The sequence below is a fragment of the Kitasatospora sp. NPDC003701 genome, from assembly GCF_053587085.1.
Genome location: NZ_JBSFNM010000001.1, coordinates 332229 through 346670, shown reverse-complemented (window position 1 = coordinate 346670; position 14442 = coordinate 332229). Strand labels below are relative to the sequence as shown.

Sequence of the window (14442 nt, the reverse complement as noted above, 5' to 3'; positions counted from 1 at the left end):
AATCGGTTCCGTCGGATCGGCTCCGGCGAGCCGGTTCCGGTTGCTCCGACGAACAGGACGGTACTGGACCGCGCGCGGTCCGTACATGAGGTGGTCTCAACCTCTTGGTCTCAACCTCTCCACAAAACCCGCAGCTTGACAGAACTTGCCAACCGCACGAATGCCGTGCCGGACCCGTTGACCGGGCCATGACGGCGTGTGAGGGTTCCGGCACCCGAGCGCGGACGCCCGCAGCGGCCGTCCCCCGATGCGGCCCCGCGGTGAGCGCCAGACAGGCACGTCGTCCGCGGTCGAGCACCCCCACGTTCGAGGAGCCTCGGAATGAAACGCAGATTACTGACGGCGGGAACCACCCTGACCGTCCTGGCCGGCATGCTCACCGCCACCGCGGTGGGGCAGGCCGCCGCCGAGCCCGGCCCGGCCGTCAGCGCGCCGCCGAGCGCGCTGGCCGCCGCCGTGTCCGCCGCCGACCAGGCGGCCGCAGCGGGCCTGGACGCCCTGGCCAAGGGCCCGGGCGAGACCTACGAGCGCCAGTCCGTCACCCCGTGGCTCGGCGGCCTCTACTCGGTCGCCTACGAGCGCAGTTACCGGGGCCTTCCGGTGGTCGGCGGCGACGCCGTCGTCCTGGCCGACGGCCAGGGCAAGGTCCGCGGCCTCCAGTCCGCGGCCACCGGGCCGGTCGGCGGGACGGCCGTCGCCCCGCTGGCGACCGCACCGCTGGTCAGCGCCGCCAACGCGGAGAAGACCGCGCGCACCAAGTTGGCCGCCGTGGACGGCGTCGACACCCGCCGGCTGGTGGTCAAGGTCCAGGACGGCACCGGGCGGCTCGCCTGGGAGACCGTGCTCAACGGCCGGACGTCCGAGGCCCCGAGCCGGCTGCACGTCTTCGTCGACGCCCGCAGCGGCGAGGTGATCGACAGCTACGACGACGTCAAGGCCGGTACCGCCAACAGCAAGTGGAACGGCCCGGCCCCGGTCACCATCAGCACCACCGCCTCGGGCAGCACGTACTCGCTGCGCGACCCGAACCGGTCCGGGCTGAGCTGTGCGGACTACAGCTCCGGCCAGGTGTTCTCCAAGTCGAGCGACTCCTGGGGCACCGGCAACCCGACCAGCAAGGAGACCGGCTGCGCCGACGTGATGTTCGCGGCGCAGAAGGAATGGGACATGCTCCGCGACTGGCTGGGTCGCAACGGCCACAACGGCAACGGCGGCAGCTGGCCGGTCAAGGTCGGCCTGAACGACGTCAACGCCTACTGGGACGGCTCCTCCGTCTCGATCGGCCACAACAACGCCAACGAGTGGATCGCCGCGATCGACGTGGTCGGCCACGAGTTCGGCCACGGCATCGACCAGTACACGCCCGGCGGCGCCAACAACGAGAACGGCCTCGGCGAGGGCACCGGCGACATCTTCGGCGCGCTGACCGAGGCGTACGCCAACGAGCCGTCCCCGTACGACAACCCCGACTACACCGTCGGCGAGATGATCAACCTGGTCGGCAACGGGCCGATCCGCAACATGTACAACCCCTCGCTGGTGGGCAACAACCCCAACTGCTACTCCTCATCGATCCCGAGCACCGAGGTGCACGCCGCGGCGGGTCCGCTGAACCACTGGTTCTACCTTCTCGCCGAGGGCTCCAACCCGGGCGGCGGCAAGCCCACCAGCCCGACCTGCAACAGCTCCTCGGTGACCGGCGTCGGCATCAAGGACGCCGGGCGGATCTTCTACGGCGGCATGTTGCTCAAGACCAGCGGCATGACCTACAAGAAGTACCGGGTCTCCACCCTGACCGCGGCCAAGAACCTGGACCCGACCTGCGGCCTGTACACCCGCACCAAGGCGGCCTGGGACGCGATCAGCGTCACCACCCAGAGCGGTGAGCCCACCTGCACGCCGAGCGGGAACAACGACTACTCGCTGGCCCTCAACCCGGCGTCCGGCTCCGTCCAGCCCGGCGCCTCGACCACCGCCGTGGTGAGCACCGCCGTCACCTCGGGCACCGCGCAGACCGTCAACCTGGCCGTCTCCGGCGCCCCGGCCGGCGTGTCCGTCTCGGTCAGCCCGACCTCGGTGCAGGCCGGTTCGTCCGCGACGCTGACCGCCTCGGCCTCCTCCTCCGCCACCCCCGGCACCTACGTCATCACGGTGACCGGCACCGGCTCCGCCACGCACACCGCGCAGTACACGCTGACCGTCGGCGGCGGCAACCCCAACCCCGGGGTGCCCGACGTCAGCGTCGCCAACGTGCAGGCGCACCTGGCCCAGCTGAACACCATAGCCTCGCAGAGCGGCGGCAACCGGCGGGCCGGCTCGGCCGGCCACAGCCAGTCGCTCGCCTACATCAAGGGCAAGCTGCAGGCCGCCGGCTTCACCGTCAGCGAGCAGACCTGCTCCTCCTGCACCTACAGCTCCAACAACCTGATCGCGGACTGGCCGGGCGGCCCGACCGACCAGGTCACCATGTTCGGCGCGCACCTGGACAGCGTCGCCGCCGGTCCGGGCATCAACGACAACGGCTCGGGCTCCGCCGTCCTGCTGGAGAACGCGCTGACGCTCGCCCAGCAGAACCCCACCCTGACCCGGCACGTCCGGTTCGCCTGGTGGACGGGTGAGGAGCAGGGCCTGCAGGGCTCGCAGTACTACGTCAACCAGCTGAGCTCCACCCAGCGCAGCGCCATCAAGGGCTACTACAACTTCGACATGGTCGGCTCGCCCAACGCCGGCTACTTCATCAACAACATCAACTCCGCCGCCTCCGCCCCGATGAAGGCCTACTGGGACTCCCTGGGCGTCCAGCCCGAGGAGAACGTCGAGGGCCAGGGCCGCTCCGACGACTACTCCTTCCAGCAGGGCGGCATCCCCACCTCCGGCTACGCGGCCGGCGCCAGCGCCGTCAAGACCCCGGCCCAGGCCACCAAGTGGGGCGGCACCGCCAACCGGGCGTACGACTCCTGCTACCACCAGGCGTGCGACACCACGAGCAACATCAACGCCACCGCCCTGGACCGCAGCGCCGACGGCGTCGCGTACACCCTGTGGAAGACCTCGGTCGGCAGCGGTCCCATCCCGACCAACGACTTCTCGGTCGCGGTGAACCCGGCCACCGCCACCACCACGCCGGGCGGCTCGGCCAGTGCCACCGTCTCCACGGCCACCACGTCCGGCTCGGCCCAGACGGTGAACCTCTCCGTCTCGGGCGCCCCGGCCGGCGTCACGGCCACCGTCAGCCCGTCCTCGGTGCAGTCCGGCTCCTCCGCGACGCTCTCCCTCGCGGTCGGCTCCGGCACCGCGGCCGGCACCTACACCATCACCGTGACCGGCACCGGCTCGGTCAGCCACAGCACGACCTTCTCGCTGGTGGTCGGCACCGACCCGGGCAACCCGGGCGGCACCTGGACGCCGGGCACCACCTACCAGGCCGGTGACGTGGTCACCTGGAACGGCGTCAGCTACCGCTGCATCCAGGGCCACACCGCTCAGGTCGGCTGGGAGCCCAACATCGTCCCGGCCCTCTGGCAGCAGATCTGACCTGATCCGGAGGTCCACCGGGCCGGGCCGGGCCGCGGTTCGTCGAGGGGGACGAGCCGCGGCCCGGCCTTCTGTGCGGCGGGGGTCGCCGGGGGCACGACGGGGTGCGACCCCGGTCGGCCGCCGGTCCGGACGGCGGCATCGGCCGCGCGGACCGGCACCCCGCCGTCGTTGCGGGCCCCGGCGGTGCGGCCGGGGCCCGCAGCACGTCCCGGCCGGCCGACGGCCGAGGAGCGGGACGGAGCGGGACGGAGCGGGGCGGAGCGGCCCGCGGTAGTAGTGCGCTGACGTACAGTCAGCCGGGCGAGGAGCCGAGCGCCCCCGCCCAGCAGTCGACCGCGCCGGCAGAGGAGAAACGCCGTGGCCACCGAAGCCCACCCCGCCCCCGTCCCGCCGCCCGCCGACGGGGCCGCCCGGCCCGTCCCCGAGCTGCCGGCCGGGGCCGTCGCGCAGTGGCGGGCCGAGCGGACCGACCTGATCGAGCTGCTCACCGTGGCGCGGCAACGGCTGGGCGGCGTCGCGGCGTTCCGGCTCGGGCCGGAACCGACCGTCCTGGTCACCGACCCGGACGCGGTGCAGCACGTGCTGGGGCGGCACCCGGACCGCTACGTCAAGCGCTCCCACCGGGCCCGGATGCTGGCGGGCGAGGGTGTCCTGTCCGCCACCGGCGAGGCCTGGAAGCGCCAACGGCGTCTGCTGCAGTCCCAGTTCACCGGCACCGGGATGCGCCGCTACGAGCAGCGGATCGCCGAGGCGGCCCGCCGCGCCGCCGACCGCTGGGCCGGCTACGCCCGCACCGGCGAGCAGCTGGACGTCGGCGAGGAGATGCGGCACTTCGCCCTCGACACCGTCTGGCGCGCCCTCACCGGCCGCCCGCTGGACGACCGGACCGACCGCGAACTCGCCTCGGTGGCCCGGGTGGTCGCCGCGCTGCCGACCCTGCCCGCCGACGGCGCGGACGCCCGGGAGGCGGTCGCCGACGACCTGGCCCGGATCGACGCCGTCGCGCACGCCGCGATCGACGCCGCCCGCCGCGACCCGGCGGGGGACGGCCTGCTGCGGGTGCTGATCGATGCCGCCGACGAGCACCCCGAGTACACCGACCGGCTGATCCGGGACGAGCTGGTGACCCTGCTGGTCGCCGGGCACGAGACCACCGCGACCACGCTGACCTGGCTCTTCCTCCTGCTGGACGGCCATCCCGAGGCCCGCGCATGGGCCCTGGCGGCCGGCCCCGAGGGCTCGGCCGAGCGGCGCGGGGCGGTGCAGGCGCTGGTGAGCGAGACGCTGCGGCTGTACCCGTCCGCCTGGATCCTGCCCCGGCACGCGCTGGAGGCGGACACCCTCGCGGGCCACCGCGTCGAGGCCGGCACCGATCTGCTGGTCTGCCCCTATCTGACGCACCGCGACCCGCAGTGGTGGCCCGATCCCGAGCGCTTCGACCCGGCCCGGTTCACCTCTCCCGGCCGCAAGCCCGCCCACCTGGGCGCCTACTACCCGTTCGGGCTCGGCGCCCGCGCCTGCCTCGGCACCCAGTTCGCCCTGCGGGAGACCACCGCCCTGCTCGAACTCCTCCTCCCGGCGTACTCGCCCCGCTTCCTGAGCACCCCCGCCGGCTCCGCCTACAGCATCACCGTCCGGCCCGACGGCCCCACCCCGGCCACGCTCGCGGGAGCGTGACCGGGGCGGGGCCTGCCGGACCTCCGGGGGCCGCCGTGGCGCCCCGGGGGGCCGGCTCAGGGGAAGGCGACCACGGTGGACGGGGTGGTGGCGGTGCCCGAGGTCGCGCCGCCGGTGCCGTTGATCACGTGCTCGTACTGGCCGTTGCCGCCCAGCGAGACCACCAGCAGGTCGTGGAACCGCACCCCCGGCCGCACCGGGGCCTCGAAACCGTGGTCCATCCGGATGGTCGGGTCCACGTTGAAGTAGCAGTAGCTGCCGAGGCCCCACCCTTCGTGGGCGGTCACGCCGTCGTCGACCTTGTAGGCGGCGTAGCCCTTGGTCGCGCCGTTCTGCACGGCGGCCTGGTTCGGCGCGTCGTACGCCTTCTCGTTCTGGAAGAAGATCGTCCGGCCGCGCTCGCCGGACCACTCGACGTCGTACTTCTTGAAGTGCTCGACGAACAGGCCGGTGGCGAGCACGTCGTCGCCGCGCACCAGCAGGCCGTAGTCGGCGGGGTTGGTGGTCCAGCCGACGCCGGCGCCGTGGTCCGCGCGCCAGATCCAGCTGTGGTCGACGATCACGTCGTCGCTGTTGACCACGATGCCGGCGGTGGCGGAGCCGGGGCCGGCGCCGCCGACGCGGATGAACACGTCCTGCAGGGTGGTCGGGTCCGCGGCGTGGTCGGCGGCGGCGTTGTCCGGGCCGATCTGCACCAGGACGGGCGAGTTGACCGGTCCGGCGTCGACCAGCAGGCCGGCCAGCCGTACACCGTCGACGTCGGCCACCTTGATCGCCGTCACCCCGTTGTCCGGGACGACGGTCGCCAGGCCGAGGCCGAGCACCACGGTGTCGGGCCGGTTGACCTCGATCGGCCGGTCGACGTGGTAGACGCCGGGGGTGAACAGCAGATCGAGCCCCTGGGCCAGCGCCGCGTTGATGGTCGCCGCGGTGGCACCCGGCTTGACCACGTAGAACTGGCTGAGCGGCCGCGAACTCCCCTGCGGGGTGCCGTCCCAGGAGACGCCGCGGGCGTCGGTCCGCTTGGCCGGGACGAACACCTTGTAGTCGTTGCCGTCCAGGTAGAGGAACGGCTTCTCGCGCGAGACCGGCGTGCTGTCCAGGGTGGTGTAGGGCGGGTTGGGGAAGCCCTGCGCCGGTGCGCCCTGGACGCCGGAGAAGACCTGGTTCCAGACGCCGTTGGAGAAGCCGCCGATCGCGCTGTCCCGGGTGTACCACTGCTGCTGGGAGTAGTTGCCGACGGCGCCGTCGATCCGGCTGTCCGCGATGTAGCCGCCGCTGGCCCAGCCGTAGCCGTCGGGCGCCAGGTTGAGACCGCCCTTGACGTGCATCCGGCGGAACGGCGCGGCCTGGGCGACGGCCCAGCGGTCGGTGCCGTTGACCGGGTTGAGCGCGAGGTTCTCGGCGGAGCGCCAGAAGTTCTGCGTCGCATTGCCGTTGAACCAGCCGGCGTCCACGGTGACGTCGCCGTTGATCGTGGTGTCGTCCGGCTTCAGGCCGAGCCCGGCGATCGAGGTGTAGAAACCGAGTTGGGCGTTGAGGTTCTGGTAGGTGCCCGGCTTGAAGAGCAGCGCGTAGCGCTCGCTGCCGAACTGGTTGGACTCCTGCTGGGCGAAGACCGCGTCGACCTTGGCCTGGATGCCGGGGGTGGCGGGGTCGAAGACCAGGACGTTGGGGCCCAGGTCACCGCCGCCCTGCACCGGCGGCACGGTGGGCCCGTCGGTGGTGTTCACCTGGAACTCCCAGAGCGAGTAGCCCCAGGCGGTGCCCCGGGCCTGCCCGTTCATCCGGACGTAGCGGCCGCTGCCGGCGACGGCGAGCGTCTCGGTACCACCGGCACCGTTGGCGGTGGCGTACAGCGTGCGCCAGCTCGACCCGTCGTCCGAGGTCTGGATCTGGTACGAACGCCCGTACGCGGCCTCCCAGTTCAGCACCACCCGGCAGAGCTGCCGGACGGCGCCGAGGTCGACCTGGAGCCACTGCGGGTCGCTCGCCGCCGAGGACCAGCGGGTGCCGGTGGAGCCGTCCACGGCGTTGCCGGCCGCCGTGCCGGCGTTCTCCGTGGAGGAGGCGGTGGCGGGCCGGCCCTGTGCGGCGTCGGCGGTGCCGCAGTCGGCGCCGCCGGGCGTGAAGCTCCCGTAGACCTGGAACTCCCAGAGCGAGTAGCCGTATCCCGTGCCCCGGGCCAGCCCGTTCATCCGGACGTAGCGGCCGCTGCCGGCGACGGCGAGCGTCTCGGTGCCACCGGCACCGTTGGCGGTGCTGTAGAGCGTGCGCCAGCTCGACCCGTCGTCCGAGGTCTGGATCTGGTACGAACGCCCGTACGCGGCCTCCCAGTTCAGCACCACCTTGGTGAGGGAGGCGGTGGCGCCGAGGTCGACCTGGAGCCACTGCTGGTCGCTCGCCGCGGACGACCAGCGGGTGCCGGTGGAGCCGTCGACGGCGTAGCCGGCCGGGGTGGCGCCGTTCTCGGTGGACGAGGCGGTGACCGCCCGGCCCTGGGAGATCAGGGTGTCGGCGGCACGGGCGGCCGGCGCGGGCAGCGCCAGGACGGCGCCCGAGAGCAGCGCCAGGCCGACCAGTGCGGCCGGGGCCCTGCGGGGGCGTGCTGAAGCGAGCCTCATGGGCTTCTCCTGCGGGTGGGGGTGGGTGGGGTGTGCGGGGGCGCACGCCGCTGCCCGCACCCGGTGCGGCGCAGGCACCGGGCGGTGGGGAACGACAGGGCGGCTCGGCGGTCGGCGGCGGGCCGACCGCGCTGGGGCGGGGTGCGACAGAGCGCCCCCGGCCCGCCGTCCGGGCTCGGGGAGTGCCCCCGACCGGGAGTCTCGGGGCTGCCGATCGGGGGTGTCAACCCTTCGCGCCGACTTTCCTCACACCGTGAACTAGCTTGTGCGGTAACGACTCAGCGCGATGCAGCAGGTCAGGCGGGGGTGGCCCGCACCTCCCGCGCCGAGGGTTCGGCACGGCGCGGGAACGCTCCCCCGGAGTCCAGGAAGTCGGTCAGCGGCAGCGTCGCCGCGCCGACGGTGACCGCCTCCGGCCCGAGCGTGCCGAGCACGATCGACGTCTGCTCCCGGGGGAAGCGCAACGCGTACTCGGTGGCCGCGGCGCGGATCGCGGGCAGCAGCCGGGGGCCCAGCAGCAGACCCGCCCAGCCACCGATCACGATCCGCTCGGGGTTGAACAGGTTGACCAGGTCCGCGATGGCCGCGCCGAGGTACTCCGCCGCCTCCGCCAGCAGGCCGGTGGCCGCCGGCTCGCCCACCTCGGCGGCGGCCAGCAGCGCGGCCAGTCCCGCCTTCTCGCCGTCGCCGGGCGGCGCCGCCCCCCAGCGCTCCACCAGCGCCTCGGCGCCGACGTACGCCTCCAGGCAGCCGCGCGCGCCGCACCGGCAGCGCCGGCCGCCGACGTGGACCTTGGTGTGCCCCCACTCCCCCGCGCTGCTGGTGGCCCCGCGGAAGCGGACGCCGTCGGCGATCACGCAGGCGCCGACCCCGGAGCCGAACAGGGCGATCACCGCGTGCCGGCTGCCTCGCCCCGCGCCGAACCACATCTCGGCCTGGCCGAGCGTCTTGGCGCCGTTGTCGACGAACAGCGGCAGGTCGGTACCGGCCCGCAGCAGCCGGCCGAGCGGGACGGCGTCCCAGCCGACGGTCTGGCTGTGCACGACGATCCCGAGGCCGTCCGGGGCCGGGTCGCCCTGGTCGACGATGCCCGGGACGCCGATCCCGACGCCGAGCACCGTGGCCGGGTCGGTGCCGGTGCGCTCCAGCACCTCGGCCAGCCCGGCCAGGATCAGCTCCACCACGTGGTCCACGTCGTGGCCGCAGTCGGAGAGCGGCCGGTCGCTGGCGGCCAGTTCGGTCCGGGCCAGGTCGAACAGGGCGACCCGCACCTGCGTCTCCCCGACGTCCACGCCGACCAGCCGGGCCCGCCCGGCGGCGACCTGGAGCAGGATCCTCGGGCGGCCGCCGTCCGACTCCACCGAGCCGCACTCCTCGATCAGGCCGTCGGCGAGCAGCTCGCCGGTCACGTTGCTGATCGAACCGGCACTGAGCCCGGTGATCGCACCGAGCTCCTGCCGGCTGAGCGGCCCGTCGAAATACAGCCGGCGCAGCAGCGCCGACCGGCTGCCCCTGCGCAGGTCACGCACCGTCGTCTTGCCTCGCACGGTCATGGCATCGTCCTCCTGATCCGAATCTATCGCTGTCCGAACCCTTGACGGAAGCTTTTCTCACACGTTAAATCACGGCCTGAAGTAAGCCGCGCATCACGGCACTTCACGTCGGAGCCCGCCCACCCCACCCGAGAGGGGCAATCGATCGTGCCCATCAGCCGAGCCGCTGCGGCCACCGCCCTGGTCGCCACCCTGGTCCTCACCGCCACCGCCTGCGGCGGCGGTTCCGCGTCCGGCGGCGGAGACAACAGCAGCCCCGGCACGCTCACCTACTGGGCCTCCAACCAGGGCACCAGTCTGGAGAACGACCGCCAGGTCCTGGAGCCGGAACTGAGAAAGTTCGAGCAGCAGACCGGTATCAAGGTCAAGCTGGAGGTCATCCCCTGGGCCGACCTGCTCAACCGGATCCTCGCCGCCACCAGCTCCGGCCAGGGCCCCGACGTGCTGAACATCGGCAACACCTGGTCCGCCTCGCTCCAGGCCACCGGCGCGCTGCTCCCGTTCGACGCGGCCGCCTTCACGAAGATCGGCGGCAAGGACCGCTTCCTGCCCGCCGCCCTCGCCTCGGCGGGCGCCGCCGGCCAGGACCCGGCCGCCGTCCCGCTCTACTCGATGGCCTACGGCCTGTACTACAACAAGAAGCTCTTCGCCGAGGCCGGCCTCGACAAGCCCCCGGCCACCTGGGAGGAGCTGGTCGCCGACGGGAAGAAGCTCACCACCGGCGGCCGCTACGGGCTCGCCCTGGAGGGCGGCAACGTCTCCGAGAACGTCCACCACGCCTTCGTGCTCGCCAAGCAGCAGGGCGCCGACTTCTTCGACGCCGCCGGCAAGCCGACCTTCGACGGCCCGGGCGCGGTCGCCGCCGTCAAGAGCTACGTCGGCCTGCTGGGCACCGAGAAGATCGCCGCCCCCGGCAACGCCGAGTACGCCAACAACCAGTCCGTCACCGACTTCGCCACCGGCAAGGCCGCCATGCTGATGTGGCAGGCGGCCGGCGCCAACCTGAAGTCGCACGGCATGAACCCCGAGGACTACGGCGTCGCCCCCGTCCCCGTCCCGGCCGGCGCCACCGGCGACCGCGCCACCACCTCGATGGTCGCCGGCATCAACCTGGCCGTCTTCAAGAACACCAGGAACACCGACGGCGCGCTCTCCTTCGTCAAGTTCATGACCGGTACCGAGGAGCAGACCCAGCTCAACCGGACGTACGGCTCGATCCCGCCGGTCAAGGACGCCCAGGCCGACCCGGCCTTCGCCACCCCCGAGCTCAAGGCCCTCACCGACGTCCTCGCCACGAGCGCGAAGCCGCTCCCGCAGGTCGCCGACGAGAGCCAGTTCGAGACCCTGATCGGCACCGCCGTGAAGAACCTGCTCGCGGCGGCCGCCGCCGGCAAGACCGTCACCGACGACGCCGTCAAGGCCGAACTCACCAAGGCCCAGCAGCAGATGCCGGCCAAGTGAGGTGATCCGCAAGCGCCTCCTCCCCCGTCGCAGCGCACTCCCCTACCTGCTGCTGCTCCCCGCCCTCGTCCTCGAACTGCTCATCCACCTGGTGCCGATGGTGGTCGGCATCGTGATGAGCTTCAAACAGCTCACCCAGTTCTTCCTCCGGGACTGGACCGCCGCCCCCTGGACCGGGTTCGCCAACTACCGCCTGGCGGTGGACTTCCACGCGCCGGTCGGCCGGGCCCTGCTGCACTCCTTCTGGGTCACCTGCGCGTTCACCGCCCTCGCCGTCGGCCTCTCCTGGCTGCTCGGCACCACCGCCGCGATCATGATGCAGGACACCTTCCGCGGCCGCGGCCTGCTGCGCGCCCTGTTCCTGCTCCCCTACGCACTGCCGGTCTACGCGGCCGTCATCACCTGGTCGTTCATGTTCCAGCGGGACACCGGCCTGATCAACCACCTGCTCCACGACCAGCTCCACCTCGTCGACGAGAAGCCGTTCTGGCTGCTCGGCGACAACAGCTTCGCCGCCCTGGTCACCGTCTCGGTCTGGCGCAGCTGGCCGTTCGCCTTCCTCACCCTCACCGCGGGCCTGCAGAACATCCCGCGCGAGCTCTACGAGGCGGCCGCCCTGGACGGCGCCGGCGTCCGGCAGCAGATCCGCCGGATCACCCTGCCCTCGCTGCGCCCGGTCAACCTGGTGCTCGTCCTGGTGCTGTTCCTCTGGACGTTCAACGACTTCAACACGCCGTACATCCTGTTCGGCCGGTCGGCGCCGGAGGCCGCGGACCTCGTCTCCGTCCACATCTACCAGTCCTCCTTCGTCACCTGGAACTTCGGCGCCGGCTCCGCGATGTCGGTGCTCCTGCTGCTCTTCCTGCTCCTGGTGACCTCCGGCTACCTGCTGCTCACCTCGCGCCGAAGGGATGCGCCATGATCCACCCGCCCGCGTCCTTCCGCCTGCTCCGCCGGATCTTCCTGACCGTGCTCGCGGTCTTCGCCGCCGCCCCCGTGCTGGTGATGCTGAGCAGCTCGCTGAAGCCGCTGCAGGACGTCCAGGGGCCGTTCCGGTGGATCCCCAGCACCGTCACCCTCCGGCCCTACCTGGACATCTGGCGCACCATCCCGCTCGGTCGCTACCTGGTCAACTCGCTGATCGTGGCCGGCGGCGCCACCCTGCTCTCGGTGCTGGTCGCGATCCTCGCCGCCTACGCGGTGAGCCGCTACCGCTTCCGCGGCCGCCGGCTGTTCACCGTCACCGTGCTCTCCACCCAGATGTTCCCCGGCATCCTGTTCCTGCTGCCGCTCTTCCTGATCTTCGTCAACGTCGGCAACGCGACCGGGGTGGCGCTGTACGGCAGCCGGGGCGGCCTGATCCTCACCTACCTCACCTTCTCGCTGCCGTTCTCGATCTGGATGCTGGTCGGCTACTTCGACTCCATCCCCCGCGACCTCGACGAGGCCGCCCTGGTGGACGGCTGCGGGCCGCTCCAGGCGCTGCTGCGGATCATCGTCCCGGCGGCGGTGCCCGGGATCGTGGCGGTCGCCGTCTACGCCTTCATGACCGCCTGGGGCGAGGTCCTCTTCGCCTCCGTCCTCACCAACGACGAGACCCGCACCCTGGCCGTGGGGCTGCGGGGCTACGCCACCCTCAACGACGTGTACTGGAACCAGGTGATGGCCGCCTCCCTGGTGGTGAGCGTGCCCGTCGTCGCCGGCTTCCTGCTGCTCCAGCGGTACCTGGTCGCCGGGCTCACCGCCGGAGCCGTCAAGTGACCCTCCCCGCGGCCGCTCCGGCCCAACCGATCGAAAGGCCCGCCGTGAACGACCTCAGCGCCCTCCCCGACGACTTCCTCTGGGGCGCGGCCACCGCCGCCTACCAGATCGAGGGGGCCGTGGACGCCGACGGCCGCGCACCCTCCATCTGGGACACCTTCTCGCACACCCCCGGCAAGGTGGCCGGCGGCGACACCGGCGACACCGCCTGCGACCACTACCGGCGCTGGCCCGAGGACGTCGCGCTGATGAAGCGCCTCGGCCTCGGCGCCTACCGGTTCTCGATCGCCTGGCCCCGGGTCGTCCCGCTCGCCGACGACCGGGTCAACCCCGCCGGCCTCGACTTCTACGACCGCCTCGTGGACGCCCTGCTGGCCGCCGGCATCACGCCCTTCCCCACCCTCTACCACTGGGACCTCCCGCAGGCCCAGCAGGACCGCGGCGGCTGGCCGGCCCGGGAGACCGCCGAGCGCTTCGCCGAGTACACCGCCGTCGTCGCCGCCCGGCTCGGCGACCGGGTCACCGACTGGGCCACCCTCAACGAACCGCTCTGCTCCGCCTGGATCGGCCACCTGGACGGCGCCATGGCCCCCGGCCTGACCGACCTCACCGCCGCCGTCCGCGCCTCCTACCACCTGCACCTCGCCCACGGCCTGGCCGTCCAGGTGCTGCGCGAGAGCGTCGCGGGGGCGCGGATCGGCATCGTCAACAACCTCAGCCCGGTGACCCCCGCCTCCGGCTCCGAGGCCGACCGGGCCGCCGCCGTCCGGGCCGACGGCCACATCAACCGCTGGTGGCTCGACCCCGTCCTCGGCCGCGGCTACCCCGAGGACATGCTGGACGCCTACGGCGTCGACCTGCCCGTGCACGACGGCGACCTCGACCTCATCGGGGCCCCGCTCGACTGGCTCGGCCTGAACTACTACTTCCGCCAGATCGTCGCCGACGACCCGACCGGCCCCGCCCCGCACTTCCGCCAGCTGCCCGGCCCGGGCCCCGAGCACACGGCCATGCCGTGGGAGGTGCACGCCCCCGGGCTGGAGGAGCTGCTGGTGCGCCTCACCCAGGAGTACGGCGTGCGGCGGATCTACGTCACCGAGAACGGCTCCGCCTACCGCGACACCGTCGCCCCCGACGGCACCGTCCACGACCCGGAGCGCACCGCCTACCTGGAGCAGCACCTGGCCGCCTGCGCCCGCGCCGCCGCCCGGGGCGCCGCGCCGGCCGGGTACTTCGCCTGGTCGCTGCTGGACAACTTCGAGTGGGCGTACGGCTACGACAAGCGCTTCGGCCTCGTCCACGTCGACTACGCCAGCCAGCGCCGGACGGTCAAGAGCAGCGGCCTGCGCTACGCCGAGCTGATCGCCGCCCACCGGGGCCGGTGAACCCGACACCCGAGGGGGCGCGGACCGGGTCGGTCCGCGCCCCCTCGGGTGCACCTGTCCGCGCAACGCCCCCGCCGTCGCCCCCGCCGTCGCCCCCTCCGTCGCCCCCTCCGTCGCCTCAGTGGCGCCGGCCGAGGTAGGCCGGGGTGACGGCCGAGATCAGGGCGGCGGCCACGGCCACCTGGAGCAGGTGCCGTATCCAGTCGACACCGTCCGTGTGCCGCACCCCGAGCGCGGAGGCGAGCACATTGCCGAGGAGTGCGCCCACCAGCCCCAGCAGCACCGTCAGCCAGAGCGGGACGGGCTGACGGCCCGGCAGCACCAGCTTGGCGAGCAGACCGACGACGAGTCCGACGACGAGCGCCCAGATCAGCGTCATGGGAACAACCTCCCGGTTGGCAGCGCTCCCGGCCGGTCGACCGGGACGCCCCCTCGCCTGCCCCG

9 protein-coding genes are annotated in these 14442 nt (G+C 72.8%); 6 read left to right on the top strand and 3 right to left on the bottom strand.

Features of this window, described 5'->3' with window-relative positions:
• Positions 1–321 precede the first annotated feature (321 nt).
• Positions 322–3534 carry a M28 family peptidase gene (locus tag ACWDRR_RS01320; protein ID WP_449770096.1) on the top strand — a complete coding sequence of 1071 codons (3213 nt, stop codon included), beginning with the start codon at positions 322–324 and terminating at the stop codon, positions 3532–3534.
• A gap of 360 nt (positions 3535–3894) precedes the next feature.
• Complete coding sequence (locus tag ACWDRR_RS01315) at positions 3895–5214, top strand: cytochrome P450 (protein ID WP_449770095.1); 1320 nt, start codon at positions 3895–3897, stop codon at positions 5212–5214.
• Between the two features lie 56 nt (positions 5215–5270).
• Here ACWDRR_RS01315 and ACWDRR_RS01310 read toward each other — a convergent pair whose 3' ends face one another.
• The gene (locus tag ACWDRR_RS01310) at positions 5271–7838 is read right to left on the bottom strand and encodes a discoidin domain-containing protein (protein ID WP_449770094.1); all 2568 of its coding nucleotides are present in this window, start codon (positions 7836–7838) and stop codon (positions 5271–5273) included.
• 296 nt (positions 7839–8134) lie between these two features.
• Positions 8135–9391 carry an ROK family protein gene (locus ACWDRR_RS01305; protein WP_449770093.1) on the bottom strand — a complete coding sequence of 419 codons (1257 nt, stop codon included), beginning with the start codon at positions 9389–9391 and terminating at the stop codon, positions 8135–8137.
• Between the two features lie 147 nt (positions 9392–9538).
• On the opposite strand from ACWDRR_RS01305, the gene ACWDRR_RS01300 reads away from it, so the two are divergent.
• The 4 genes from ACWDRR_RS01300 to ACWDRR_RS01285 are packed head-to-tail and all read left to right on the top strand — an operon-like array spanning position 9539 to position 13998.
• The gene (locus ACWDRR_RS01300) at positions 9539–10852 is read left to right on the top strand and encodes an extracellular solute-binding protein (protein WP_449770092.1); all 1314 of its coding nucleotides are present in this window, start codon (positions 9539–9541) and stop codon (positions 10850–10852) included.
• 1 nt (position 10853) lies between these two features.
• On the top strand, positions 10854–11774 hold the full coding sequence (locus ACWDRR_RS01295; RefSeq protein ID WP_449770091.1) for a carbohydrate ABC transporter permease: 921 nt from the start codon (positions 10854–10856) through the stop codon (positions 11772–11774).
• Complete coding sequence (locus ACWDRR_RS01290) at positions 11771–12613, top strand: carbohydrate ABC transporter permease (RefSeq protein ID WP_449770090.1); 843 nt, start codon at positions 11771–11773, stop codon at positions 12611–12613. The genes ACWDRR_RS01295 and ACWDRR_RS01290 overlap by 4 nt, the downstream gene beginning before the upstream one ends.
• Before the next feature lie 44 nt (positions 12614–12657).
• Positions 12658–13998 carry a GH1 family beta-glucosidase gene (locus ACWDRR_RS01285; protein ID WP_449770089.1) on the top strand — a complete coding sequence of 447 codons (1341 nt, stop codon included), beginning with the start codon at positions 12658–12660 and terminating at the stop codon, positions 13996–13998.
• Between the two features lie 118 nt (positions 13999–14116).
• On the opposite strand, the gene ACWDRR_RS01280 is transcribed toward ACWDRR_RS01285, so the two are convergent.
• Complete coding sequence (locus ACWDRR_RS01280; RefSeq protein ID WP_449770088.1) at positions 14117–14377, bottom strand: GlsB/YeaQ/YmgE family stress response membrane protein; 261 nt, start codon at positions 14375–14377, stop codon at positions 14117–14119.
• Positions 14378–14442: the final 65 nt, after the last annotated feature.

Coding starts and splice junctions, on each gene's coding strand:
- ACWDRR_RS01305 (WP_449770093.1), bottom strand. CDS start 9,391: ATGACCGTGCGAGGCAAGACGACGGTGCGTGACCTGCGCAGGGGCAGC.
- ACWDRR_RS01290 (WP_449770090.1), top strand. CDS start 11,771: ATGATCCACCCGCCCGCGTCCTTCCGCCTGCTCCGCCGGATCTTCCTG.
- ACWDRR_RS01280 (WP_449770088.1), bottom strand. CDS start 14,377: ATGACGCTGATCTGGGCGCTCGTCGTCGGACTCGTCGTCGGTCTGCTC.
- ACWDRR_RS01320 (WP_449770096.1), top strand. CDS start 322: ATGAAACGCAGATTACTGACGGCGGGAACCACCCTGACCGTCCTGGCC.
- ACWDRR_RS01310 (WP_449770094.1), bottom strand. CDS start 7,838: ATGAGGCTCGCTTCAGCACGCCCCCGCAGGGCCCCGGCCGCACTGGTC.